This is a genomic window from Sphaerospermopsis aphanizomenoides BCCUSP55, from assembly GCF_001586785.1.
Classification (GTDB): Bacteria; Cyanobacteriota; Cyanobacteriia; order Cyanobacteriales; family Nostocaceae; genus Sphaerospermopsis_A; species Sphaerospermopsis_A aphanizomenoides_A.
Genome location: NZ_LUFH02000071.1, coordinates 1 through 25,777, shown reverse-complemented (window position 1 = coordinate 25,777; position 25,777 = coordinate 1). Strand labels below are relative to the sequence as shown.

The 25,777-nt window shown below is 37.1% G+C and carries 18 protein-coding genes and 1 pseudogene; 8 read left to right on the top strand and 11 right to left on the bottom strand.

Annotated elements, in window-relative coordinates:
• Positions 1-98 precede the first annotated feature (98 nt).
• The 3 genes from A0J48_RS17735 (at position 99) to A0J48_RS17730 (ending at position 710) form a co-directional block, all read left to right on the top strand.
• Entirely contained in the window at positions 99-329 is a 231-nt protein-coding gene (locus A0J48_RS17735) for a type II toxin-antitoxin system HicB family antitoxin (RefSeq protein WP_194055529.1), read from the top strand.
• A complete protein-coding gene (locus A0J48_RS27765; RefSeq protein WP_411841138.1) occupies positions 322-429 on the top strand; it encodes a type II toxin-antitoxin system HicA family toxin in 108 nt (35 codons plus the stop codon). Before A0J48_RS17735 ends, A0J48_RS27765 begins: the two co-directional genes overlap by 8 nt.
• Before the next feature lie 98 nt (positions 430-527).
• Complete coding sequence (locus A0J48_RS17730) at positions 528-710, top strand: type II toxin-antitoxin system HicA family toxin (RefSeq protein WP_325078848.1); 183 nt, start codon at positions 528-530, stop codon at positions 708-710.
• Between the two features lie 183 nt (positions 711-893).
• Here the strand turns inward: A0J48_RS17730 and fabG are convergent, their stop codons facing one another.
• The 3 genes from fabG to A0J48_RS17715 form a co-directional block, all read right to left on the bottom strand.
• Positions 894-1,589 (bottom strand): 3-oxoacyl-ACP reductase FabG, encoded by a 696-nt coding sequence (fabG, locus tag A0J48_RS17725; RefSeq protein ID WP_200325334.1) that lies wholly within the window; start codon positions 1,587-1,589, stop codon positions 894-896.
• 253 nt (positions 1,590-1,842) lie between these two features.
• Positions 1,843-2,385 carry a DUF2231 domain-containing protein gene (locus A0J48_RS17720; protein WP_200325332.1) on the bottom strand — a complete coding sequence of 181 codons (543 nt, stop codon included), beginning with the start codon at positions 2,383-2,385 and terminating at the stop codon, positions 1,843-1,845.
• A 14-nt stretch (positions 2,386-2,399) separates the two neighbouring features.
• Positions 2,400-3,143, bottom strand: a complete 744-nt coding sequence (locus tag A0J48_RS17715) for an LmeA family phospholipid-binding protein (protein ID WP_200325330.1) — start codon at positions 3,141-3,143, stop codon at positions 2,400-2,402.
• Positions 3,144-3,540: 397 nt separating this feature from the next.
• Here A0J48_RS17715 and A0J48_RS17710 point away from each other — a divergent pair, with 397 nt between their 5' ends.
• On the top strand, positions 3,541-4,596 hold the full coding sequence (locus A0J48_RS17710) for a hemerythrin domain-containing protein (RefSeq protein WP_200325328.1): 1,056 nt from the start codon (positions 3,541-3,543) through the stop codon (positions 4,594-4,596).
• Positions 4,597-4,603: 7 nt separating this feature from the next.
• On the opposite strand, the gene A0J48_RS27480 is transcribed toward A0J48_RS17710, so the two are convergent.
• Together A0J48_RS27480 and A0J48_RS17700 are read right to left on the bottom strand one after the other, a co-directional pair.
• Positions 4,604-4,939 (bottom strand): DUF3131 domain-containing protein, encoded by a 336-nt coding sequence (locus A0J48_RS27480; protein ID WP_200325348.1) that lies wholly within the window; start codon positions 4,937-4,939, stop codon positions 4,604-4,606.
• A gap of 76 nt (positions 4,940-5,015) precedes the next feature.
• Positions 5,016-9,992 carry a response regulator gene (locus tag A0J48_RS17700; protein WP_200325326.1) on the bottom strand — a complete coding sequence of 1,659 codons (4,977 nt, stop codon included), beginning with the start codon at positions 9,990-9,992 and terminating at the stop codon, positions 5,016-5,018.
• Between the two features lie 228 nt (positions 9,993-10,220).
• Here A0J48_RS17700 and A0J48_RS27760 point away from each other — a divergent pair.
• Positions 10,221-11,124 (top strand): annotated as a pseudogene (locus tag A0J48_RS27760) (DUF3131 domain-containing protein); the annotation flags it as partial.
• A 30-nt stretch (positions 11,125-11,154) separates the two neighbouring features.
• On the opposite strand, the gene A0J48_RS17690 reads toward A0J48_RS27760, so the two are convergent.
• The 4 genes from A0J48_RS17690 to A0J48_RS17675 form a co-directional block, all read right to left on the bottom strand.
• Entirely contained in the window at positions 11,155-11,694 is a 540-nt protein-coding gene (locus A0J48_RS17690; protein WP_200325324.1) for a hypothetical protein, read from the bottom strand.
• A 77-nt stretch (positions 11,695-11,771) separates the two neighbouring features.
• Entirely contained in the window at positions 11,772-12,308 is a 537-nt protein-coding gene (locus A0J48_RS17685) for a hypothetical protein (protein ID WP_200325322.1), read from the bottom strand.
• 338 nt (positions 12,309-12,646) lie between these two features.
• Positions 12,647-12,952, bottom strand: a complete 306-nt coding sequence (locus A0J48_RS17680) for a chromosome segregation ATPase (protein WP_200325320.1) — start codon at positions 12,950-12,952, stop codon at positions 12,647-12,649.
• A 247-nt stretch (positions 12,953-13,199) separates the two neighbouring features.
• Positions 13,200-13,523, bottom strand: coding sequence for an H-type lectin domain-containing protein (locus A0J48_RS17675; RefSeq protein ID WP_200325318.1), 324 nt, complete (start codon positions 13,521-13,523; stop codon positions 13,200-13,202).
• 430 nt (positions 13,524-13,953) lie between these two features.
• Between A0J48_RS17675 and A0J48_RS17670 the strand changes: the two genes are divergently transcribed.
• Positions 13,954-15,051, top strand: coding sequence for a glycosyltransferase family 47 protein (locus tag A0J48_RS17670; RefSeq protein ID WP_200325316.1), 1,098 nt, complete (start codon positions 13,954-13,956; stop codon positions 15,049-15,051).
• 165 nt (positions 15,052-15,216) lie between these two features.
• Here the strand turns inward: A0J48_RS17670 and A0J48_RS17665 are convergent, their stop codons facing one another.
• Together A0J48_RS17665 and A0J48_RS17660 are read right to left on the bottom strand one after the other, a co-directional pair.
• Positions 15,217-18,384, bottom strand: coding sequence for an efflux RND transporter permease subunit (locus A0J48_RS17665; protein WP_200325346.1), 3,168 nt, complete (start codon positions 18,382-18,384; stop codon positions 15,217-15,219).
• A 138-nt stretch (positions 18,385-18,522) separates the two neighbouring features.
• On the bottom strand, positions 18,523-19,839 hold the full coding sequence (locus A0J48_RS17660; protein WP_200325314.1) for an efflux RND transporter periplasmic adaptor subunit: 1,317 nt from the start codon (positions 19,837-19,839) through the stop codon (positions 18,523-18,525).
• Between the two features lie 944 nt (positions 19,840-20,783).
• Here A0J48_RS17660 and A0J48_RS17655 point away from each other — a divergent pair.
• Together A0J48_RS17655 and A0J48_RS17650 are read left to right on the top strand one after the other, a co-directional pair.
• On the top strand, positions 20,784-23,777 hold the full coding sequence (locus A0J48_RS17655) for a PAS domain S-box protein (RefSeq protein WP_200325312.1): 2,994 nt from the start codon (positions 20,784-20,786) through the stop codon (positions 23,775-23,777).
• Between the two features lie 433 nt (positions 23,778-24,210).
• The gene (locus tag A0J48_RS17650; protein ID WP_200325310.1) at positions 24,211-25,698 is read left to right on the top strand and encodes a site-2 protease family protein; all 1,488 of its coding nucleotides are present in this window, start codon (positions 24,211-24,213) and stop codon (positions 25,696-25,698) included.
• Positions 25,699-25,777 lie beyond the last annotated feature (79 nt).

Genomic DNA, 25,777 nt, shown 5'->3' with positions numbered 1-25,777 from the left:
ATTTACCCAATATTGTAGCATATTAGGGTGACTTGACCAAGCTTTTTTGAGCAATAAGCAGTATAATAATAAAAGACATTCAGGAGTTTACATAGTCAATGCCAACTATTAAACAGAGATTTACTGTCATTATTGAAAAAGAAGATAATGGGTATGTTTCCCTTTGTCCAGAATTAGATATTGCCAGTCAGGGAGACAGTATTGAGGAAGCAAAAGATAATTTAAAAGAAGCAATTGAATTATTTTTAGAGTTTGCTTCACCTTCAGAAATAAAAAATCGTCTGAAAAGCGAAGTCTTCATTACTAATTTGGAGGTTTCTGTTGGGTAAATTACGAGTATTTTCAGGGAAAGAAATCTGTAAAATTTTAGAGGATAACGGGTTTATAGAAGTTAGACAAAAAGGGAGCATCCCAATTTTGAAAAAATAAACACAGCAACACAAATAAACTCTTTCAAACCCTCTTCACTTTGTGTCCTTTGCGTTCTTTGCGGTTCATTCATATCAAGCCTTAGAGCAATTGCCAGATTGCAAAAAAATAAACTTACACATTTGGGATGCGCCCGACAAAAAGGAAGTCATATTGTTATGCAAAAAGAAATAGAAGACTCTACTCTGACTGCTATTGCACCTAATCACTCACCTGTTAAAGTTGGTACATTAATGTCAATTATTCGTCAATCTCAATTACCTCGTTCTTTATTTGAATAATAACCCAAGTCGCTAATCATCTAATGGAAGCTGGTAATTGTTGATAAATACCTAGTTTTCATCCTGTTAATCCTTAAATCTTGGAAATCCTGATTCTGACAGTTTTCTTAACCATACAAAAAACACCCATCCAGTTATTAATCTGAATGGGCATTAATCACAAAAAAATCTACAATTCAATTATCAAACATTCCCATAAACAGGAATAGCAGCACCTCTAATATCCTTAGCCGCTTCCGAAGCTAAAAAGCAAATTACCTCAGCAATAGATTCCGGTTTTACCCACTTATCTGCGTTGTCTGCACCCATAGCTTCCCGGTTGCTGGGAGTGTCAATGATACCAGGAAGGACAGTATTTGCAGTGATATTAGTTCCTTTGGTTTCATCGGCTATAGCTTTAGTTAATGCTATCACACCAGCCTTAGCAGCAGAGTAAGCTGCTAAATTTCCCGCAGGTTCAGCACCAGCACGAGAACTAACAGTCACAATGCGTCCATAGCCGTTTTCTAACATACTTTTAAGGCTATATTTGCAAGCCAAAAAAGTTGTATTCAGATTTAATTCTAACTCACGCTTCCAATCATAAAAGCTGTATTCGTGAGTTTTTCCCATTGAAAAACCGCCCACTAAATGAATTAAAACATCTACTTTAATCATGCGGCTGATGAGTTTATCTACGGATGCTTCATCTTCCAAATTAGCCGGAATAAATTGAATTCTGGCGATATCCGCAGGTGAAAGAATTCCTTTGAGACGTTCCACATCTTTAGGACTACGATAGGGAATTGTCACCTCAGCACCTTGGGCTAAAACTGCGGGTGTGACACCTAAACCCAGTCCACCAGTACCACCAGTAAGTAAAACCTGTTTACCTTTCATGAAAGATGCACTCTATTTGATCTTCATGATTTAAGATAACGCGATCGCCGATTGATTAATTGATAATTGACAATTGATAATTGACAATTGTTTCATTCCAGCTTTAAACCCTTTCCTTTCAAAGGGGAAAAAAGAAAAGAAATCCGATTTCTCAGTTCGCTTTCAGGCAGAGGTAGTTGTTAATTGTCCATTGTACATTATCCATTTTTGAATCCAAGCTAAAATCCAAAATTTAAAATCCAAACTCTGATAACTATGGATATCTTTTACTACCTGCACCCACTACACCAATTTTATGGCGATAGGAAAGTTCAGCACCAAACCACCCGGTAATACTGGTTAAAGTTCCCACAATTAAGGATAGTAAAAAACCCCAAGGTAGTAAATTTGATTCCGCATCGCCCCAACGCAGGAAGAAATTCAAGGCTGTAAAAACTAGGATGGAAATATTGAGAATTAAATGCGTCCAACCGGCGGTACGTTTGCGGACTCTTTCTATTTGTAAAAAATCGCTCATGCCAATTACGGAAGCGATCGCACCAGTCACTAAGCCCAGTCCAATTAACCACACAGAAGCCCTAGCCCAGAAAAAATCTCGCGTTAACCAATAGCCAAAGTCACTACCTAAAGCTGCCGCTAAAAAGGCGATAGGAAAGATTACACTAAGAGGATGTAGAGGATGGCCAGCGATCGCCACTGTGCTAGGTACACCAGTATCTAAATATTCTCTATCATCACTTTCAATAATTGGTGGTAGATTGGGAAATGGTGTGGAATTTGATTCTGTAGTTGCCATTATTGAATATCCTCTTATTCAGCAGTAGGAATTTTATCGACATCAGCTTCAGCTTGTAAGATTAATTTCCCTTTTGCTAGTTCTAATTTGTAGACTCGCAGACTCATTCCTTCTAAATCAAAGTTGCTCAAATTCAAAATTTCACTTGTTTCTTCTATCAAAGCTTGTGTTAATTCCGGTGAAATTTCCTGACTCTCCCCATACTCAACATTTTTTAAATAAATATTTTTACCATTATCACTAATATCAGGAACTGCTGAAAAACCGATTTGTTTAATTTCTCCAGTTGCTCTTAATAATATGCTGGCATTGATGGTAATTTTACCCTCACCAGGTAGATGAAAATCTATATGCTGGGGTGTAATGGCTGTTGCTTGTCCATTGATGGTGATTTGATGATTTTGCAGTTTATCCCGCACATATTCTGAATTAAAAGCCCGATTAATATCGGCTTCTGTTAACACAACTTGGGTTTTACCTTTTGTTGGTCTTGTCAATTCAATTTGACCGAAAGCAACACTTAGAGGATTAATAGCAACGCTGGTAATTTGCATTTCTAATTCTGTGATGCGGAGGTCTTTTTGCATGACTAAACCCTCGCCAACAATGTTTACTTGTTCAACTTCTCCCTGAATCAGTTTTAGCGGTTCAGTTTTGATGTTAACATCTAAAGTTTCTACTTCGTCTAACTGGCTAGATAATCCTATCTCAGCAGCTTTATTCAGTGCCTTTTCTCCTATCCCTGGTGTTTCTGGCATTATCACTTAATTTACTCATTAACTGTCTTTGAGCCAATCTAGAAAATTGACCATAAAAATTTATCTATCTGAAGATGGAGAAGAAAAATTTATAATTATATATCTTCTAGTAAGTAGTCGTGCAAAATAAATTTTATATTTTGGAGAGGGAACAGGGAACGGGGAACAGTTAACAGGTAAGGAATACAGAGATTTTTGTTTGTTTCAAAAATGTTAAATTAATTTTGCTCAGGTACTTAGTAGAAGACATAATTAACATCTTTGGCTCGTAATTATTTCTGTATTTCTATCCTGAGTTAATCAGGTAATCGTTCAAAAGAAAGATGCAAATTATCTAGTGATTATGCGAACCTGAGATTGATACTAAATACGATGACTTTGGCGAGGAGAAATCAGCATGGTAGTGACTTTAGATGATACCAAAAGAAATGCTATTGCAGCCAAATTGGCAGATATGAAATTGCTGCAACAGTTGTTTATAGAAAATGAAGAAAGATTTTTGCGAGAAGGTGCAGATGGAGAAATTGCTGATAGTCTTCGCAAAATGCTTGATGATGACCGCAAAAACCAAGGTATTCTTGATACTGTAGCGGTTCAATATGGCATTCAAAAAGATGCAGAATCAACAGTAAAACAAATGGTGCAAACCATTCGCCAATTAATGCAAGGTAACGAATTAAGTTTCTTTGAAAAAGTATTTCAGCATGAATTATTGAAGCATCAACAAGTAATGAATGGTCTGACAATTCATAAAGCTGCACAGAAAGTTGGTGCTGATGTCATGGCAGCAATTGGTCCTTTAAATACAATCAATTTTGAAAACCGCGCTCATCAAGAACAACTGAAAGGAGTTTTAGAAATTTTGGGTGTGCGGGAATTGACTGGACAAGATGCAGATCAGGGAATTTGGTCTAGAGTTCAAGATGCGATCGCCGCTATTAGTGGTGCTGTCGGTAGTGCTGTTACCCAAACTTCTGATAAGCAGGATATGAATATCCAAGATGTTCTGCGTATGGATCACAATAAGGTAAATGTCCTGTTTACAGAATTGTTACAAAGTGACAATCCTCAAAAAATTCAAGAATATTTTGGACAAATTTTTAAGGATCTTAGCGCCCACGCAGCAGCAGAAGAGGAAGTTGTTTATCCTAGAGTACGTCCTTTCTATGGTGAAGAGAATACCCAAGAATTATATAATGAGCAAGCTCGCTGGGGTCCAGCACTTGAGCAATTGAGAAGCATCAATCCTACTGCACCAGAATTTAAAGATAGACTCAGACAATTATGGGATGAAATTGGCGATCATGTTCGCCAAGAAGAAAGCACAATGTTTGCTGCTATTCGCAATAATTTGAGTAGCCGAGAAAGTGAGGAATTAGCTACACAATTCAAAGCCGCTAAGAGCAGAATTCAAGAGCGGATGGGAGGAAGAACAGAAGGCGCTGTATTGTAAAACATAGTCAATTTTTATCTTTGACACTCACCCAGTAACTTTCAGAACCTGTAGTCACAAACTGGGATTTTTGAGTGGGAGTAGTAGGTAAACCCCGGCCAAAATCGCCGTTACCTACTGCTTGCCACCAAGGTGAATTCATCATAGTATGAGGACGAGTTAGAGGCTGCCGCTTGGTTGCTGCATACAGTAAAGATTGCAAAATCATACTGTTCGTGCTGCTTGTGAAACCAACGGCAGTTTTGCCTGTTTTTTCATAAAAACCTTCATAAAAACCCAGCAAAGGGTTATATAAGTCCGTCGTAGCCTTGATTAATTCCTGAGTATAATTATCTTCTGGCAGTAAGGCATTATAGGTTTATTTATGAGTAAACATTATTAAATTGGTAATTCTTGCAGATTGCTTCAGCAGTACCTAATTACCGTTGATTTAAAAATACTTGAATTTGTTCTACGCATTCTAGTATGTCTGCTAATGATGTAGATATACCATTAATATCATGATTCAATAGTTGATGTTCTATTTTTTCTGCTGTTTTATGTATAGATATAGCTCCTAAATTTCCACTAGAACCTTTGATATGATGAGCTTCCCGATCAATTTTTTGCCAGTCTTTATTGATTATTGCTGCCTGGGCTGCTGTAATATGAATTTTGCTATCCTCTACAAAAGCATCTAATAGTTCCAACTCAAATTCTAGATTATTTTCGGAAATTTCATGTAAATGTTGCCAATCTATGAGGGAATCAGGTAAATTTTTATTGATATCTGTCACTGTTGGTTCAAAAATCATATCGGGAATCATTGCTCTCTCGGAAGTAAAAATTTTAGAACTCCAACACTCTAGTATAGCCGCTAGTTGATCTTTAGCTACAGGCTTACTGATATAGTCATCCATCCCAGCATCTAAACAGCTTTGCTTGTCCTCTTTCATCGCCCCAGCAGTGATAGCAATCATTACAGGCCGTCGTTGGTTAACAAAGGAACTATCTGGCCGACGACAAATTTCTCTTGCTGTTTGCAAACCATCCAAAATTGGCATTTGACAGTCTAAAAGAATGAGGTCATAGGGAATTTTATCTAATAGTTCTAAAACTTCCTGTCCATTGGCGACAGTATCGGCATAATAACCTAAATTTTGCAGTTGTTTGAGCAAGACTTTTTGATTGATTAAATTATCTTCTGCCAACAGCAATTTTAAATGAGATTTGGTCGGTTCTATCTGTTGATTTTGCATCATTACAGATAATTGATTAATTTTCACGGCTTCCTCAATATCCAGATTTGTTTGGCTACCCAAAGTATTCATAATTGCATCTAACAGCCGGGATGCCTTAACTGGCTTGACCAGATAAGTAGCAAATCCTATGTTTAATGCTTGTTGTACTTCTTCTCTTTGATTAGTAGAAGTCAACATAATCAGGGGCATTTTATTGGTTGTGGAATTGGCTTTTATTTGCTCTCCCAATGTCAACCCATCTATGTGGGGCATTTGCATATCAATTACTGCAATATCATAGGGTTGACCCTCTGCCACCGCAATTTCTAAAGCCTGTAAAGCAGCAGTAGCATTATCAGCTTCATCCACTTCCATTCCCCAGGCAGTTGCTTGGTGGTGGAGGATTTTTCGATTAGTAGCATTATCATCAACTACTAATAAACGTCGATTAGTTAGTAAATCAGGTTCATAAACCTGACAACAAGGCTGTTCATTCTTGGCAAAAGGTAAGTCAAACCAAAATTGCGAACCTTGACCAATCTGACTGATTACACCTATTTCTCCTCCCATTAAATTTACTAATTGTTGACAAATTGCTAATCCTAAACCTGTACCTCCATATTGACGAGTAATGGAAGCATCAACTTGACTAAACGGTTGAAAGAGTTTGCTTTGATCTTCAGCATGGATACCAATACCTGTATCTGTAATTGTAAAATGTAGATTAGCAATATCCTGATTTTCTGATTTCAATTCTACTTGGATGAAAACTTCACCTTGACTAGTGAACTTAATGGCATTGCCAATCAAATTCATCATAATTTGTCGCAAGCGCCCAACATCTCCCTGGAGATATTTATAGACATTAGGCTGAATAAATGCTGCAATTTCTAATCCTTTTTTATGGGCTTGGGGAGCTAATAAATCCAACACTTCTTCCACACAATTACACAAATCAAAATTTAAATTTTCCAACAACATTTCTCCAGCTTCGAGCTTGGATAAATCTAAAATTTCATTGATGAGAGACAATAAGGCATCGCCACTGACACGAATTATATCTACAAAATCTTGTTGCTCTTGGTTGAGAGGAGTTTCTAATAATAAGCCTGTCATGCCCAAAACTGCATTCATGGGGGTGCGGATTTCATGACTCATGTTAGCCAAAAAACTACTTTTCGCTAGAGATGCTAACTCAGCTTGCTGCCTAGCAATTTCTAGTTCTTGTCTTTGCCGAGTTTCTGCTTCTAGTAATTTGGCTTGAGCTAAGGCAATTCCAATTTGGTCAGAAAGCGATCGCAATAGTTCTACTTCCCAAGTATTCCAGTGCCGGATTTGATAACATTGATGGGCAATTAGTAAACCCCAAAATTCATTTTGGACAATAATCGGTACAACTATATTGGCTTTAACCGCGAATCTTTGCAATAATTCAATGTGACAAGGCTGGATACCAGCTGTTTCTATATCAGAGGTAGTTTGGATTCTGCCTTCACAGTATTTCTGGATGTATTCTGTTCCAAAACAAGGATCATGAATAATTTGCCCCATAATTACGGGTAAGCCGGGAAGCACTGCCTCTTGAACTGTTGTAAAAGAACCATCTTCTTCTAAACGCAGAATTAATACCCGGTCAGATAGCAAGAGATTTTGAACTTCTATCACAGTAGTTGCCAAGATTTCGTTGATTTGTAAAGACTGGCGAATTTTCAGGGTGACATCGGCTAACAATTGCGATCGCAAGTAATGGTTTTGAAGTTCTTCTTCTGTTTGTTTCCTTCTGATAAACTGACCAATTTGATTACCAACTGACATCATCACTTTCAGCAAATCTGCATTTTCCTGCTGAATTTTCTGCTGGAAGAAAATCATCACTCCAATAGCAACACTGCCACTGTAGATGGGAAACCCAAAAGCTGTATGTAATCCTACTTGAGTCGTAATATCTCTGCGTAAGAAATTTTGCTCATCACTAAGATTATTGATCCATACAGGCTCAAATCTTGACCAAATACGGCCAGGTAGTCCTACTCCTGGGGCAAAAGTCATGGTTCGCGTAATTTTTTCAAAATCTTTTAACTCCAAACCTGACTCATACCAAATATCTGCACAATGCAGAACATTCGCTGGTTTGTCTAGCAGCCAAATTTCCCCCCAGTCCCATCCCAAACTCTGGCAAATTCCTTTTAAGGTGCGGTGAGTAGCATTCTGAATATTCTTAGATACTGCTAAGGCGCTGGTAGCTGCATATTGGACATTGAGATATTGTTCATCTTGTTTGCGTTTGCTAATATCACGACAAACACAAATTATTCCTCCATCTGGGATTAATGTTAAAGATACTTCTTCCGCAAAGGTACTGCTATCTTTTCGTTTAGCAACTGTTTCACCATGCCAATAACCCTTTGCCATCAGTAAGGGAAAAACGTAATTATTAAACCATTCTATTGTCTCTGGATAGTAAAAATGTTTCCAGCTTTTACCTAACAATTTATCAGTATTACTGTATCCAAATATACTAAGATGAGAACTATTGAGATAAACATATTTGCCATCAGCATCAAGAATACCAATACCATCTGTTGCAGCTTCTACGGCGCTAATCTGTTGCTGTAGAGAAATTTCGGCTTGCTTGCGTTCAGTGATATCTATACCAGTACAAACTATATATTCTATTTGACTTTGCTGATCAAGAAGAGTAGTGTTTTTCCAAGCAATTTGCCGATGATTTCCCTCCTTTGTTACCCAAGTGTTTTCATACTCATTTAGACCTTGTCTTAACTTCATTTGCTCAAACATAGCTTGCACCGATATACGGTCATCTGCGACTAAGAATAAGTTCCAGAAATATCTCCCTCTGACTTCATTGAATGAGTAACCTGTAGCTTTCTCACAAGCTCGATTGAAGCGAACTACTTGCCCTTGGGGGTCGAGAACCATGACTAAAACGCTGGCTGTATCCAGAATGCTGGAGATAAAGTTACGCTCTTTTTTCAGAGATGCTTCTATAGATTTACGTCCAGTAATTTCCCCATATATGAGTAAATAAATGACTAAAAATATAAAAATGCATAACCCAATAGATATTTGTAAAGCCAGAATTGTATTTTGTGCTTTGCTATTTAATTCCGTAGATTGCTGCTTAAATAAACTAATGTTTTGATGCTTAATATCATGTATATAATTATAATTGCTGGAAGTTTCACCCTGATTAGTGATAAAACCCGGCAATGCTATTTCCGGCTTATTGTTTTTGCGTAGTTCAATATTTTCTTTAATAGCAGATAATTTTGTATATATTTGTGTCTCAAGATTGGCAACTTGTGTCTGGATACTAGGGCTAGTTATTTTAAATTTGTGCAAACTTTGTAATTTTTGGTTAATCTGAGTGACTGCTGTTTGATAAGCCTGTAAATGAACTGGATCTCCAGTCAGCATATAATTCTTATATCCATTTTCAGCTTCCTGAAAATAAAATAGTAGTTCTTCTTGGGCATCTATTTGTGCTAAAGTTTGTTGCTGCTGGTGATATGTAGACATAAAATCGCGGACATTTTTATAATAAAACATCCCAATCATCAACAAAATTGATGATGTCAAGCCAAACCATCCGGCAATTTGAACAAAGAATTTTCTATTGGCTTTCCTCTTTTGTTTAATTGCATTGCTCACCAATAACACATTATCTAAATTGCGTCGAACTTCCATCTGTTCAACTACTTGGCGAGCTAAAATTTGTAATGCTTCCAATTGTGCAGGTAATAGGTCTCTGGGAACTTCATCAATTACACACAAAGTACCCAAACCATAACCTTCGGCATTAATTAGAGGAACACCTGCATAAAAGCGAATATTAGGATCAGATGTCACTAGAGGATTAGTAGCAAATCTTTCGTCACGAGTAGCATCAGGAACAATAAATACATCAGGTTGATGGATAGCATGAGCGCAAAAAGCTAAATCACGATGTGTTTCTGATACCTCCAAACCAACTTTAGATTTAAACCATTGACGGTTAGAATCAATCAGGCTTACCAAGGCTATGGGAGTCCCACAAATATAGGAAGCTAAACGAGTGATATCATCAAAGGCAACTTCAGGGGAAGTATCCAAAATCTTGTATTGTAACAGAGCTTCTATTCGCGCTGCTTCATCTTGTTGTACGGGTTGTTTCATATCTGCACTTTTTCTGTAGAGATTATTAATATCTAATTATTATCATTTAATCTAAAAAAACTCTTCATTACAAATACTCTGCAAAAAATTAATCACTTGTAGTTAGTTCAGTAAAAACACTGTTGTTGCCATGTAAAATTTGCGTACATACTTACATTATTAGGTAATGTATTTTTTACGATCCTAAATTCCTATTCTTGCTGTCACCTGCGATAAGGAATCAATAAAATGAATTCTGATTTTGAACCTCCCCCAAAAAAATTATCTATTCTAGCTACAGTTGGCGGAGTTGTTACAGCTATAGTAGCAATTACCGGGTTAAATTCTTGGTCTAAGCAACTAGCAATAACTAATGCAGTCCAAACAATAAAAATTACCCCATCTCCCACACCTGCTACTAAAGAAACTGATACTATTGCTGAACTGGATACTAAATCAATAGTTTTACCAGGTCAAGAAATTAATTTAAGTGTATTAAAAATAAGTAAAACTCCTGATGTTAATGCGGGAACTGGTAAATTAACCGACCAAGAATTGATCATGGCGCGTCAAGCTTGGTCATACTTTAAAAATAACTGGAATGACCAAACTGGCTTAGTTAATTCTGTGGATGGTTTTGCTTCTGTAACGATGTGGGATCAAGCCGCTGCGATCGCAGCTTTAGTCAGTGCTAGAGAACTAAACATCATTACTGTGCAAGAGTTTGAAAGCAAAATGAGTAGAATGTTAAAAACTCTGGCCTCTATGCCTTTATATCAAGGAGAATTACCCAACAAAAGTCTATAACGCCAAAACTCTCTTACCTGTAAATTACGGTCAATTAGATAAAAAAGAAGAAATTGGTTGGTCAGCCTTAGATTTGGGTAGAATGGCAATTTGGCTAAAAATTGTCGGTGCAAAATATCCAAATATGCGATCGCCAACAGAAGCCGTTTGGAAACATTGGCGAGTCAAGCGTCTGACCAAAAACGGGCAAATGTATGGTACTGCCGTTGTTAACGGTCAAGAACAGTACAATCAAGAAGGAAGATTGGGTTATGAAAACTATGCAGCTTATGGTTTCAAACTCTGGGGTTTAGATGTCAAACAAGCCATAGATTACAAATCTAAAGTAGCCTTTGTCAATCTTTACAGGTCAGAACGGAAATCATATCAAATCCTCTTAGAATTTGATCTTTAGTTGCCCCGTTAAAACCTGATTACTATAAGGACTATCCCCAGTATCTAGGTTACGAACATTGCTGAAGCTATAACCAAAATCTAAATCTATATTTGATGATATTGTGGCTGTACAACGGGTTTGATAAGTATTACCTCTAGTTGTTTTACCATTGAGGATTTGTTGTCCTAAAGTAGTGCTTAATCGGCAACTTAAAAAAGAGAAAATATCTCCTCCCCAACCTAGTTCACCGTTATATAAGAGGAATCCTTGTGGTGAAAAATAACCACTCGTATCTTGGCGGTCATGAGTATATTTCCACGCAAACAAATTAGCAGCTAACCAAAATTGACCCGACTTGTGTTCTAGGCGATTAAAAGCTTGCTGTTCAAAGTTACCATCATTATATAAACCAACACGATATAGTGACAACAAACTAGTATTAGGGTCAATTTGCCAGTAGATATTTAAACCAGAGCGCCAAGATGTAATTTGATTTTCTAATGATTTTATACTTGTTTTATAAAGACCTTGTTCTAGCACTGCTGATAAAAATAAAGCTGACTTTAATTGATTATTGGGAGTGCGGTTAACAAAAATTGGTCTATCTATCTGAGCATTTAAATTAAAAGCAATTGGTAGCCGATTAAATAAATCAATTCCTGCGGCTGCTTGTATAGTATATTCACCCGTTTTTCCTTGCCAACCAACCTGAAGTGGATATTAGTAATAGGTTCAAGTTGAGATTGATGAAAACTATTAAATCCAGTTTTAACCCGAATTTTCTCTCCATTAGCTAAACGGAATTGAAACACTGGTTCAATAATTTGATTCTGCTGTTGAACATTACTAATATCGCTGCGGAAGCCTGTTTCAATAGTTTCTAAAACTATTGATGGCTGCACAGGTGTAGTAGATTTTGGAGGTGATATGGGTTCTGGGGTTATTATTAGCTCAGGATTGAAGTTTTCGGGTGCAGCTATTAGTATTGGTTTGGACTTGAATTGTTGGGAAAGAAATTCACTGTGAGGAAAAATATCAAGATTTGCCATTTCTTCTGCAAATTCTGGAACTAAGTTCGAGTTTTCATCTAGTGATAAAAAAACAAACAACTTAGTTTCTACTTCATTACCATAGTATTGGCGTGGGTTTGCCAAATTATTAACAGCAGTGGCTGGTTCTATAACCAGTAAGACTGAATCCCTGTTTTGATTCGTTGGAATAGGATTTGCCGATATAGAACCAATACTAAAATAGCTAATGAGATTTACTGAACAAAGTAAGTATAGTATGAATTTTAATATTTTCACATTGAGTAACATTGATAAATTGCATTACACATTTACATCAATATACTCTCAATAAATACATTTTTAAACCCTGATTAAATAAGGTTTAGAGCTTTTAACGCGCCATATATTTTCTGTCATATTTTACTATTGCCTAGCTGTGCTAGTTAGAGGCTCCTAGATAAATCGAGGAGCTTGTGTTGTACTTAAATAATACCCAACATCCGATTCACCTGTGATGATTGTAATGGTTTGCGTTCTATATTCTGGAAGAATTCAACTTTTTGTAGATAGGTATAGGCTGTTCTAAAATTAGTTAAATTCAGTAAAACAATATCTTCATATACTGAATCTTGAGGAACTTTTATATCTACAAATAATTCTTGCAGGTTATTTTGTTCTATCGACAGATTCAAAAACTTTAAAAATGATTGTCTTTTTTTAGAACGAACACTTAACAAGTACCAATTATTACTAACAGGTTGGGGCGATGAAGATTCCAATTGTGACATAATGCAGACTAAATTTTTGCTAATATCGAATTTTCTCAATTAAATTTGAGATTTTGTGGATACAAGTAGCTAAAAAAGGATTTTTTAACTCCTTATTAATCAAATTAGTATAGCAGTAATTTTCTCTAAGATCACATTTAATCTAACTGTCAATTGCTGGTTTACATTTACCAAATATAGGCACTTTGTGCTATCATTCGGCTGCATAACCAGCAAATTGAGTTAAGTTATGAGAAAATGTTCATACTTAACTATCTTCACCAATCGCAATAAAATTAAAAGCAGACTTTTCCTTAGTAACTGTCAGTTCTGGCGAACCTGTACCTGATTGTTGTTTAATTCCCAAATCCCAAATAGCAACTTGAAATTTTTCGGTAGTGACATCTTTGACAATTATTTGATTATCAGCACCCCAATCCTTTAAAGTAGCTACCACAGTAGGAGGTTCAACAAAAGGCTGTGAAAAAGTAATTGAATAAGTTCCTACTTCTGGTGATTCCACATTAAATCCTGAACCAGTTTTTTTAGTTCCGTCGTCACCAACTGTACCGTGGATAATTTTTTGTGCCATCTTTTTTACCTTCAGATAATTTATTGCAGTCAATAATGTTACAACCAAGTAAATATGTAACTTCTACAACATCACATATTGGAAAATAATTTGTCAACGGGTAACTCTGAGTATTTTAAATTACAATTAAATTCAACAATTACAGCCAATAAAAGATAAATTTTTTATAAAAAATGTTATGGAAGACTACCAAAGCACCCAAATATTTTTCACAAAATCAAATAGCATAAATTTCCTGTTTCACACAACAAAGAATAGAAAAATTAAAATAATGACATTTTAGGAAATACTGCTTATAATTCACTAAACATTATGTCAGTGTGAATGCTATTGAGTGAAACTTCATCCAATCTCAAGCACAATCAAAAATTGTCACAGTATTTCTTGTCTTAAATACTCACCTAAATCCTGATCAATCTTCCAAACGTAGATGTCTGTAATTAACGCTCTTGCTAACCAGTATTATCTCTACATCCGCAAAGATCAAAAACCAATTCTTTGGGATATATACGACACTAAACCACCGATTGATTTCTGTTTAACTACTTATTTTGGTAAAGTATTCCAGGCTATAGAGAAAAGTTCAGTTATCAGTGGTTTAGTCTTTTATATCACTTGGAATGAAATTGATGAACTGCCATCTTATGGGCAGAATGTTGTAGTTTTTGTACTCGGAGATGAATGGTATCGAATTCCCAAGTATGCTCACAAGGTAAAGGCTGTATTTAAGTGTTTAGGCACACGCGCAATACTCGGATGTAACCCTCTTCTTCATCCTTCTTTATTAAACTTGATGACACTAGTTCAATTTTTAAGAATCTTAGTTGTTGGTGTACCGGGTTGGGTAAATTATCATTGGCATAAATTCCTAAGTTTGGTATTCAATCAAGAAAAGATTCCTCCCATTTATGATATTCCTTTGGGTTACAATAACTCCAAGAATCTGCCTATCAAAAATATCGAAGACCGTCTTTATGATACTTATTTTTCAGGAAGTGTAATCCACAAACAATATCCTGTCTGGTCTTTGAAATCCTGGTTAGGAACACCAAAAACTTTGTCTCGAAAACTCATGCTATCGACTTTAAATAAGTTCAAGGAACAATATCCGGAATTTAAAGTTGAATTATCAACTACTGGTGGTTATCACAATAGAACTAGTGAAGATGAGCGCAACTATTGTGAAATCATGATGGACACAAAAATATGTCTTGTTCCCAGAGGCACATCTTTTGAAACAACTCGTTTGTTTGAAGGTATGAAATATGGTTGTATTCTGGTAACTGAAGCTTTACCTTCACGATGGTATTTAGATGGAGCGCCTGTAATTCAAATTCAAGATTGGCAAGAGTTACCAGAAATATTAAAAAACCTGCTGGAGAATAAGGAACTCTTGCTAGAAATGCACCATAAATCCTTAAATTGGTGGCAGGATAAATGTTCAGAAGCAATTGTTGGAGATTACATTATTGAAAAACTAATCAGTGAATTGCCGAAAAATTCGGGGCTTAATTTAGATCCACCCTAATTTCGTGTCCCATTAACGATTTATCATCCAGGTAGTAGGGGAGCAGGGGAGAAAGGTTTTTGGAGTTTTTCACAGATGCGTGAATTATCACTAATTTACCAGACTTGATCTAACTTAGATCCCTGGGTTCTTTAAGAAGTCAGGGATCTAAAAATCCAGAATTTTTTATCTATATAAAACCTGATCTTTTTCGCTCTCTTCCAAAAGCGGATACTGACGTTTAGGTTGCAGCCTCTCACGAATTTTGCCAATAATAATATACAGAATTGGCACAATAAACAAACTTAAAAAAGTGGCTACAAACATACCACCAAACACCGCAGTACCCAGAGATTGACGACTACCAGCACCAGCACCAGTAGCTACTGCTAAAGGAAAAATCCCCAACAGAGTAGAAATAGCAGTCATCAAAATTGGACGTAAACGGCCTTGTGCAGCTTCAACAGCAGCTTTAGTAATTGAGAAACCCTGTTGTTCTCGTAACTGGTTAGCAAATTCCACAATTAAAATCGCGTTTTTACTGGCCAAACCAATTAACATTACTAACCCTACTTGGCAGAATACATCATTACTTAAACCCCGTAAAGATTGTGATGCTAAAGCCCCCATAATAGCCAATGGAACTGAGAGCATAATAATCAAAGGATCAACATAATTTTCATACTGAGCAGCTAACACCAAAAACACGAAAATTAAACCCAAACCAAAAATTATTGGTGCTTGTCCACCAGATTCTTTTTCCTCAGCTACAATACCCGACCATTCATAACCCATACTGGTGGGTAAAATCTCCTTAGCTAGTTTTTCCATCGCTGCGTTTGCTTGTCCAGAACTGAAACCAGGAGCAGGAGAACCATTAATTTCAATAGAACGGAATAAGTTGTAATGATTAATAGTTTGCGGTCCGGTTGTTGAAGTCAATTTCACCAAACTACTCAGAGGAATCATTTGATCATTTTCTGAACGCACATATAAGGAATTGATATCATTGGGATTAGAGCGAAATTGGGAATCTGCTTGGACATATACCCGATAGGTGCGTGAGAGAAAATTAAAATCATTGACATATCTTGAACCCATATAGGTTTGTAGAGTTCTAAAAATATCGTCAATAGAAACCTGTAGAGATTTGGCTTTACTGCGGTCTACTTCAATAATAATTTGCGGTGTATTAGCTTTAAAAGTGCTAAACACAGCTTGCAGTCCCGGAGTTTGATTACCCCGCATCATAAATTGACCGACAACTGCCAACATGGAATTTAAACTATTCGTTCCCACTACATCTTGTAACTGAAACTGGAAACCACTAAAACTACCTAAACCGCGAATTGCTGGAGGATTAACTGGGAAAACACTAGCTTCCGTAATATTGAAAAATTTTTGTCTTAACTGACCAATAATAGCCTGTACTGACTGATTGGGTTTTTTCCGTTCATCCCAAGATTTTAGTGTACTAAAAATTATGCCACTATTAGCAGTATTACCACTAAAACTAAAGCCACCAACAGCAAAAGTTCCCGTCACTTCTGGGATATTCAAAATTTCTGTTTCTATTTTGCTCATCACGTTGCTGGTGTATTGCAGTGAAGAACCTTCTGGTGCTTGAATAATAGTGATGAAATAACCTTGATCTTCGTCAGGAAGAAAAGATGTAGGTACATTCAAATAAAGCCAACCTGTGAAACCGATTAAGGCGATAAATACAATTAAAACAATAGCCTTGATTCTCGTTAACTTTTGTAAAACACTTTCATATCCACGCTGCATGGCTGCTAAAAAACCATTAATAAAGCCAAATATCAAGCCAAAAATACCACGAGGAGGGGGGCTTTGACGTAATAATAAAGCAGACAGAGCAGGTGTAAGAGTCAGAGCTAAAAAAGTAGAAATAGCGATAGAAAAAGCAATAGTCAGAGCAAATTGTTTATAAATTTGTCCAGTTGAACCAGGGAAAAAGGCTACAGGTACAAACACAGCCATTAATACCAAAGAAGTAGCAATTACTGCCCCTGTCAATTCAACCATAGAGACAGAAGCTGCTTTGCGGGGAGGTAGTTTTTCTTCTTGAATTAATCGGGAGATATTTTCTACAACAATAATCGCGTCATCAACTACCATTCCTGTTGCTAGAGTTAAACCAAACATCGTTAAGGTGTTAATGGAAAAATTAAAGGCTTTAACGAAAGCAAAAGTACCAATTAAAGACAAAGGAATAGTGATAACAGGAATTAAAGTAGTGCGCCAATCTTGTAAGAAAATAAAAATTACCAGAACAACCAGAGCGATCGCCTCTACAAGAGTTTTGATTACTTCTTTTAAAGATCCTTCGATAATAGTTGTGGTATCAAATGCAACTTCATATTTCATCCCTGGGGGAAAGCTTTGGGAAAGTCGCGCCATTTCCTTTTTTACAGACCTGGTAACTTCCAAAGAATTACTATCCAGTGTCGGAAATATACCTATCCCTACACCTTCTTGACCCTTAAATCTCAGAAATGAACTATAATTTTGAGCGCCAAGTTCTGCCCTACCGACATCTTTCAATTTAATCAAACTACCATCAGCCGCAGTTTTAATCACTAAATTATCAAATTCCTGTGGTTCGGTCAGCCTACTAATTGCCCTCAAGTCAATTTGATACATTTGACCATCTGTGGCTGGTTGTTGTCCAATTTGTCCTATACCCACCTGAAAGTTTTGCTCATTGAGAGCATCAACCACATCACTGGTAGTCAAATTCCGACTAGCTAGTTTATTCGGATCTAGCCATAGACGCATCGCATAACGACGTTCACCAAAAATTCGCGCCTCACTTATACCTTTAATGCGTTTCAGAGCATCAGCTATATATAAATCAGCATAATTACTTAAAAAGACAGTATCAAACTGCTGATTTTCACTATATAAACCAATTGCTAACAAGATATTGTTAGACTGTTTACTGACAGTAACTCCCGTTTGTTTAACAGCATCTGGTAACTGCGGTTCAGCCAAAGAAACCCGGTTTTGAACATCAACTGCGGCAATATCCTTATTCTTTGAAGCATCAAAAGTTACTGTAATGGTGCTAGTACCGTCGTTACTACTACTCGAAGTCATATATTTAATGCCTTCGACACCATTAATCTGACGCTCTAGAATAGAGGTGACAGTGTTTTCAACAACTTCTGCACTAGCACCAACATAGTTAGAAGTGACAATAATTTGCGTCGGACTAATTTCTGGATACTGTGCTGTAGGCAGTGTAGGAATACTGATTGTTCCTACTAGCAAAATGAGAATAGCACAGACGCTGGTAAATACAGGTCGCTTAATAAAAAAATCAACAAACATAATTAATTCGTAATTCGTAATATTTCCTTCGGAAACGCTTTGCGAACGTAATTCGTAATCAGGTAATTGGTAATTGGTAATTAAGGAATAGGGAAATTTCTTTCTGTCACCTGTCACCTGTCACCTGTCACCTGCCACCTAATTTTCCGGAATTATTGGTAGTCCATCTCTGAGATTTTGTACACCTGAGACAATGATTTTTTCATCTGCTTTTAATCCTTCAATTATTTGGTAATCATTACCTTTAAGATCCCCTAATTTCACTCGTTTTTGTTTGGCTATTAATTGGGAATTTCCTTGGGTCGATTTTTCTGTTTGGGCTAAAAATACAAAGTTTTCTCCAGCTATCCGAGATACAGCTGTAGTGGGAACGAGAACTCCAGAACGCTGATCCCAAATCACTCTGGCGCGAATTAATTGATCTGCTCGCAGCTGACCTTCGGAATTATCATAAAGTGCTTTCACAAGTATTGATTGAGAATTATTGTTGATGTTGGGAGAGATAAAAAATATTTTGGTAGTCCCTAAAGTTTGACCTTGGGCATTCATTAGTTCTACTGGTAGTCCCTGACGCAATTGTAGTCCGCGTTCCAGTGGCACAGGGATTTTCACTTCTAAAGGTCGGTTTTGCGTAATAGTAGCTAGTGGTGTAGAAATATTGACGACATCGCCTACTTTGACAGGGATATCTCCAATTGTGCCACTAAAAGGAGCAGTGATTTTGTAATACTGAAGTTCAATTTGTTGTTGTCTAATATTTGCGTCAGCTTGTTCTAAGGATTTTTCTGCTTGGGATATGGTAGCTTTTTGGGCTTGAATCCGAGAATTAATAGCGTTGAGTTCAGCTTTTGCTGTAGCTAACCTGTTAGCATACAAATCCTTAGTTTGAATAGATACAGCGCCTTGAACAGCTAACTGAGAATAGCGGTTATATTCCTGCTGGTTTAAGTTGACATCAGCCACCTTGCCGATCTTCTCTGCTTCCAGAGATTGGAGGGTAGCACGAACATTTTCTAGTTGTGCTTTTGCTACTTGAGCAGCAGCGGATAAACTATTAACTGCGGCCTGTTGCTGCCGAGCATCTATTTGCATGATGGCTGCACCATCTGAGACTGGATCTCCTGACCTGACAAATATCTGAGTGACTTGACCTTGAATCCTGGGTTGGAGATTAACTGAGCGCCTGGATTCTAAACTAGCAATATACTCTGTTGTATCCTCGACTGTACCTGTTTTTGCTGTAGATAATTTTACTTTGACTCCAGGAGGGGGCGCATTAGCTATGGCTGGACTTGGGTGATGAGGAGTGAGCAATTTCCAAGCTATAGCTCCGCCACCTCCAATGATCAGGACTAAAGCTATCAATAATCTGAGCCACCGTTGTGATTTGAATGGTGGCGGAAACGATGACTGGGGAATATCTGGAATATCTGTTTTAGACTCAGGGGATGTCATGGGTAATATATATTTGCCGGAATGAATACTTAAAACTCTATCTGGATCTATATTCAGTTGCTCTGGAAATTACTCATTTAGCATGAGGCACTCAAAAACATTTTGTGTTAGTTCATATAAATATACAATATTGATAATTTTTTACAATCTACCCAAAGTTCAATTATATAGGACTTTATACTTGTCTGGATTTTGCTCTTAAAAAGTCAGGGTAAAAGGACAAGAAAAACCGTAAGCATTCAGCAGTCAGCATTTAGCAGTTAGCAAAATGCACCCAAGACATAAATCACAAGATTTTTATTTCTCTCATCAACATTTATTGAATGGGTGCAAAACTATCGCTCAAATATTACCGCATCAATTGGCTAAAATTATGAAAATATTATGAGAAGAAATATTCACGCCAATGATTTTATTTGGTTGCCGTAATGGGGAACTATAGGCATCCGGTTTGATTCCTGATAGCGCAGCGTGGCGTAAGCCATAAATACTTGTGTAGGCAGGCAAGAGGCAAGAGGCAAAAGGCAAAAGGGTTGTAGAAGATTTAGGTGTACGGAGTTTTGTATGGCTACGCCACGCAAGCTATCAATCATCAAATAGGAGTCCTATATAAAAAGTAATACCGTTTCACTTTAAAATTGATACATATAGCAAGCAGGAGAAGTTGGAGTGTAGGGGAAGTGATTTGGATCAGGGTTTTCGTGAAATGGTGTTGTAAAACTTCGCCCAATCTATGATTGCCATTAATTGATTTATGCCGATGTGGATGGTAGTTTGAATATTTTCAGAAAAGTAGTCCCGACAGCGTTTAGTCTAGATATAGGGGGCGTTGTAGTCCGCCCAGTCGGGGTTATTCCCGACAAATAAACAGCATGAGATAAATGTCTATGCTTGTTAGAACTATAAACTCAATTTCCGACTCTGAACAGGCAAACAACAAAACTATGACTGGTGATCTGATCACTGTAGATAAAAATACCTATGAATCTCTACAACAGGAACTCGTCCATCTACGTCAAACAGTAGACAGTTTGAGTCAAGGCCAGTTATCTGCTCCTGTCAAGTATAACCATGAGCAGATGAGTTTATTTTTGGAATATACGCCCGCAGCGATCGCTATACTTGACTCTCAGATGCGCTATGTACTAGCAAATCGTCGCTGGCGAGAAGATTATGGCTTAGATAATGAAGAAATTATCGGACACAGTCACTATGAAATTTTCCCAAATCTTCCCCAATGTTGGCGAGAAATTCACCAACGCTGTTTAAAAGGTGCATTTGAGAAATGTGAAGAAGATCAATTTTTTCGTGCTGATGGCACAATGGAATGGGTAAAATGGGAAATACATCCTTGGTATCAAAACCCAAATGAAATCGGTGGAATTATCATCTTCACAGAGGTAATTACCAAGCGTAAACAAGCAGAAATAGCTTTAGCAAATAGTGAAAGACGTTTAAGAGATATTGCTACTAATCTCCCAGGAGCAATTTTTCAATTCACCAACCGCAATGGTATTTGGACAGTAGATTATATTAGTGATTATATCTGGGAATTGGCGGGAATTACAGCTAGTGAAGTCATGCAAGATTTAAATCACTTTCACGCTATTATCCATCCAGAAGATATTAATAATTATATTGCGTCAGGAGTAGAAGCTGTCGAAAATTCTACCCCTTGGCATTATGAAGGACGATTAATCAAACCTAATGGTGAAATTGTTTGGTGGCAAGGAGATTCAACACCAACCAGAAGCGCAGAAGGAGAAATTGTTTTTTGTGGTGTCTTGCTAGATATTACGGCACGTAAACAGGCAGAAGCAGCACTAAAAAAACTCAATGAAGAATTAGAAAATCAAGTTGAAAAACGTAAAGCTGCTTTGCATCAAAGTGAAGCTCGGTTACAGAGATTAGCAGATAATGTCCCAGGAATGATGTATGAACTTCATTTATCAACTGATGGGGAAATGTCTTTTTATTATGTGTCTTCTGGATGTCGAGAATTTTTAGAATTAGAACCTGAAGAACTTAAAAAAGATGGATTATTAATATTTAATTCTGTTCATCCTGATGATATTGTAGACATCCAAGCAACAATGTTACAATCTGCTCAAACCCTAGAAAATTATAAAACTGAGTGGCGGCTTAATACCCCTTCTGTTCATCAAAAATGGGTGAAAGCTATAGCTAAACCAGAACGTCAACCTGATGGTACTATAATTTGGTATGGTTGTCTCTTTGATATTAGTGAATTAAAACAAGCGGAAGCACAAATACAGGAAAAAGAAGCATTTCTTCGCAGTATTTATGAAGGTGTTCCCCACATTATATTTGTAATTAATGTTTTAGAAAATGGTGATTTTTCTTTTGCTGGCTATAATCCTTCAGGAGAAAAATTAACAGGTTTCCGTCAAGCAGATTTAATGGGCAAACCACCAGAACATTTACATGGGGAAATAGAAGGAGCAACGGTACGTAAACGCTATCAAGATTGTATAGAATCTGGTACAACCATTAGCTACGAAGAATTTCTCACCATCAAAAATGAGCCTACTTGGTGGCTAACTACTCTCAATCCTATCAAAGATAGCGACGGTAAGGCTTATCGCATCGTAGGGACAACCATGAATATTACCGAGCGGAGAAAAGCGGAAGAAGCACTGCAAGAAAGTCAGCACTTTATCGAACGTATTGCTAATTTTTCTCCCAACATTATTTATATTTTTGATTTAGAAGAGCAGCGTAACATTTACGTGAACAGGGAAATTACTAATTTGCTTGGTTACTCCCAAACAGAAATTCAACAAATGGGAGTACATTTAATGTCTACAATTATTCATCCAGAAGATGAAAAAAATGTTTTAGAACATTTCCAAAAATTTACCAATGTTGCAGATGGAGAAATATTAAAACTTGAATATCGAATGCAACAAGCAAATGGTCAATGCTGCTGGTTATATAGTCGGGACACAGTTTTTAATCGTAGTAGCAATGGTCAAGTTAAGCAAATTTTAGGGGTAGCAACAAATATCACCGAACTGAAAAATTCAGAAATTATGCTACAACAACAAACTAAAAATCTCGAAAATGCTCTCAGGGAGCTTCAGCAAACACAAATCCAACTGATTCATACTGAAAAAATGTCTTCTCTTGGTAATATGGTAGCTGGTATTGCTCATGAAATTAACAATCCAGTTAACTTTATTCATGGTAATATTTTCCCCGCTCAGGATTATGTAAAAGATTTATTCAGCCTCCTAGAGTTATACCAACAATACTTCCCTAAACCGCCAGCAAAAATTCAAGAAAAAATTGCTAGTATCGAATTAGACTTTTTAAAAGTAGATTTACTAAAACTGCTGAATTCAATGCTTGTAGGAACGGACAGGATTAGAGAAATTGTCCTGTCATTACGCAATTTCTCTCGTTTAGATGAAGCAGAATTCAAGGAAGCTAATATTCACGAAGGCATAGATAGTACCTTAATGATTTTGCAGAATCGTCTGAAAGCCAAGCCAAATTATTCAGAAATAGCAGTCATTAAAAATTATGGAGACTTACCATTAATTCAATGTTATCCGGGGCAATTAAATCAAGTGTTTATGAACATTTTGAGTAATGCCATTGATGCTTTAGAAGATGTAAAATTACTTAATAATAAAAGAGAAATTCAGATTATTACTGAAAAAATTGATAATTCTCGATTAGCTATCCGCATTTGGGATAATGGTTTAGGAATACCAAAAGAAATTATACCCAAATTATTTGACCCCTTTTTTACAACTAAAGAAGTTGGTAAAGGCACAGGTTTGGGACTTTCTATTAGTTACAAAATCATCGTAGATAGACATCAAGGTAATTTATCTTGTCATTCTACCGTGGGAGAAGGTACAGAATTTGTGATTGAAATTCCCATGACTCAGCCAAAATTTCGTAACTAAAATATGTAAGCATTCAGCCATCACCAAGAAAGAAGAAAACCATCAATATAGCGTTTCTGACTCTAATGAGGTAGAAAAATATCTGCGTTTATCTGCGTACATCTGCGTTTAATTATTAATTCTTGTACCTCACTGGAATGGGAATTGCTATAATAGGCTGTCAACAATTGACAATGAATAATAAACAATTGAAAATTATCTCTTGCTAAAGGGAAAGGCTTTTATTTAAAAACAGCGAATATATCATAAAAAATGTAATTTGTCAACAAAGCTCAATATTTACAAATATATAGTATTCTTTGAGAAGAGTACGTGCAGTGAGCGCGGAATTTATGCCTGTTGACACTGTCACCTGTCACCTGTCACCTGTCACCTGCTATATCTATGAAAACCGGACTTGTTCTGGCTTGATCTCAATAGCAAAGGTTTGGAGATGTTTACTTCATCAGAAACTCCTATAATTGCAGCAGTTGTGCTGGTAGCGTTCGGAATTTTAGGTTGGGGCTTTTATCGCGCCAGACCTTTTGGTAAGCTGGGTATCTTAGCCTGGTTACAGTCTGTAGTATTAATGGCTCCTTGGCTGTTGTTTTTTGGCTTGTTTGCCGCTGGAATTTATCTCAATATAGCGGGAATATTGTTATTAGTGGTTGCTTCTGCCGGCGTGTATATTTTCTTAGGTAGACAGTTACGCAATGCTGGTCAAGATGCCATTCTTAAGCAACGGGCAACAGAAAGACTTGCAAGTGAAGCTACACAAGAAGCCACACAAAATAATAATCCAGTAGTTATTACCGAAGTAAAACTGGAAGCAATCACAATACCGGAAGAAGATTTAAATGCCATTAAAGGTATTTTCGGTATAGATACATTTTTCGCCACAGAAACCATCCCCTATCAAGAAGGAGCAATTTTCAAAGGTAACTTGCGGGGAGAACCAGAAGAAGTTCACAACCGGCTTACCAAAAGTTTGCAAGGCCGTTTAGGTGATAAATATCGCCTGTTTTTAGTAGAAAACACAGATGGTAAACCTGTGATGATTGTTCTGCCTAGTCGCACTGACCCACGGCCGATGCAGTTACCACAAAAGGCATTTGCGGTGATTCTCTTGGTAGCAACAATTGCCACCAATTTAGAAGCAGCAGGTTTATTACTAAATTTTGATCTATTCGCCACCCCATCACGAGTTTCTGAAGCTTTACCCATTGGCTTGGGAATATTTACAATTTTGATCGCTCATGAAATTGGTCATTGGTGGTTGGCACGTAAGCATCAAGTCCGTCTGAGTTGGCCTTTTTTCCTACCAGCAGTGCAAATTGGATCTTTTGGGTCAATTACTCGCTTTGAGTCTCTATTACCCAACCGTAAGGCATTATTTGATATTGCTTTGGCAGGGCCAGCTTTTGGTGGTATTGTCTCTTTGATCATGCTGGTGACAGGTTTGTTACTTTCCCACCCAGGTAGTTTATTTCAATTACCCAATAAATTTTTCCAAGGTTCTATTTTAGTAGGCAGTTTGGCACGGGTTGTCCTGGGTTCGGCCTTACAAACACCTTTGGTAAATGTTCATCCTCTAGTCATCATTGGTTGGTTGGGGTTAGTGATCACAGCTTTAAACTTAATGCCAGCGGGACAACTGGATGGAGGGCGTATTGTCCAGGCAATTTATGGACGTAAAACCGCAGGACGGGCGACATTTGCAACTTTAATTTTGCTGGCTGTGGTATCTCTGGGTAATACTCTGGCGATGTATTGGGCAATCGTAATTTTATTCTTACAAAGGGACTTAGAACGTCCCAGTTTGAATGAAATCTCTGAACCCGACGACGCGAGAGCCGCTTTGGGTCTTTTGGCTTTATTCTTGATGATTGCCACTCTTTTACCTTTAACACCCGCTTTAGCTGGAAAGTTGGGAATAGGGTAATAGGTGACAGGTGACAGGTGACAGGTGACAGATAGAAATTTATTCACCCCATCACCCCATCACCCCATCACCCCATCAC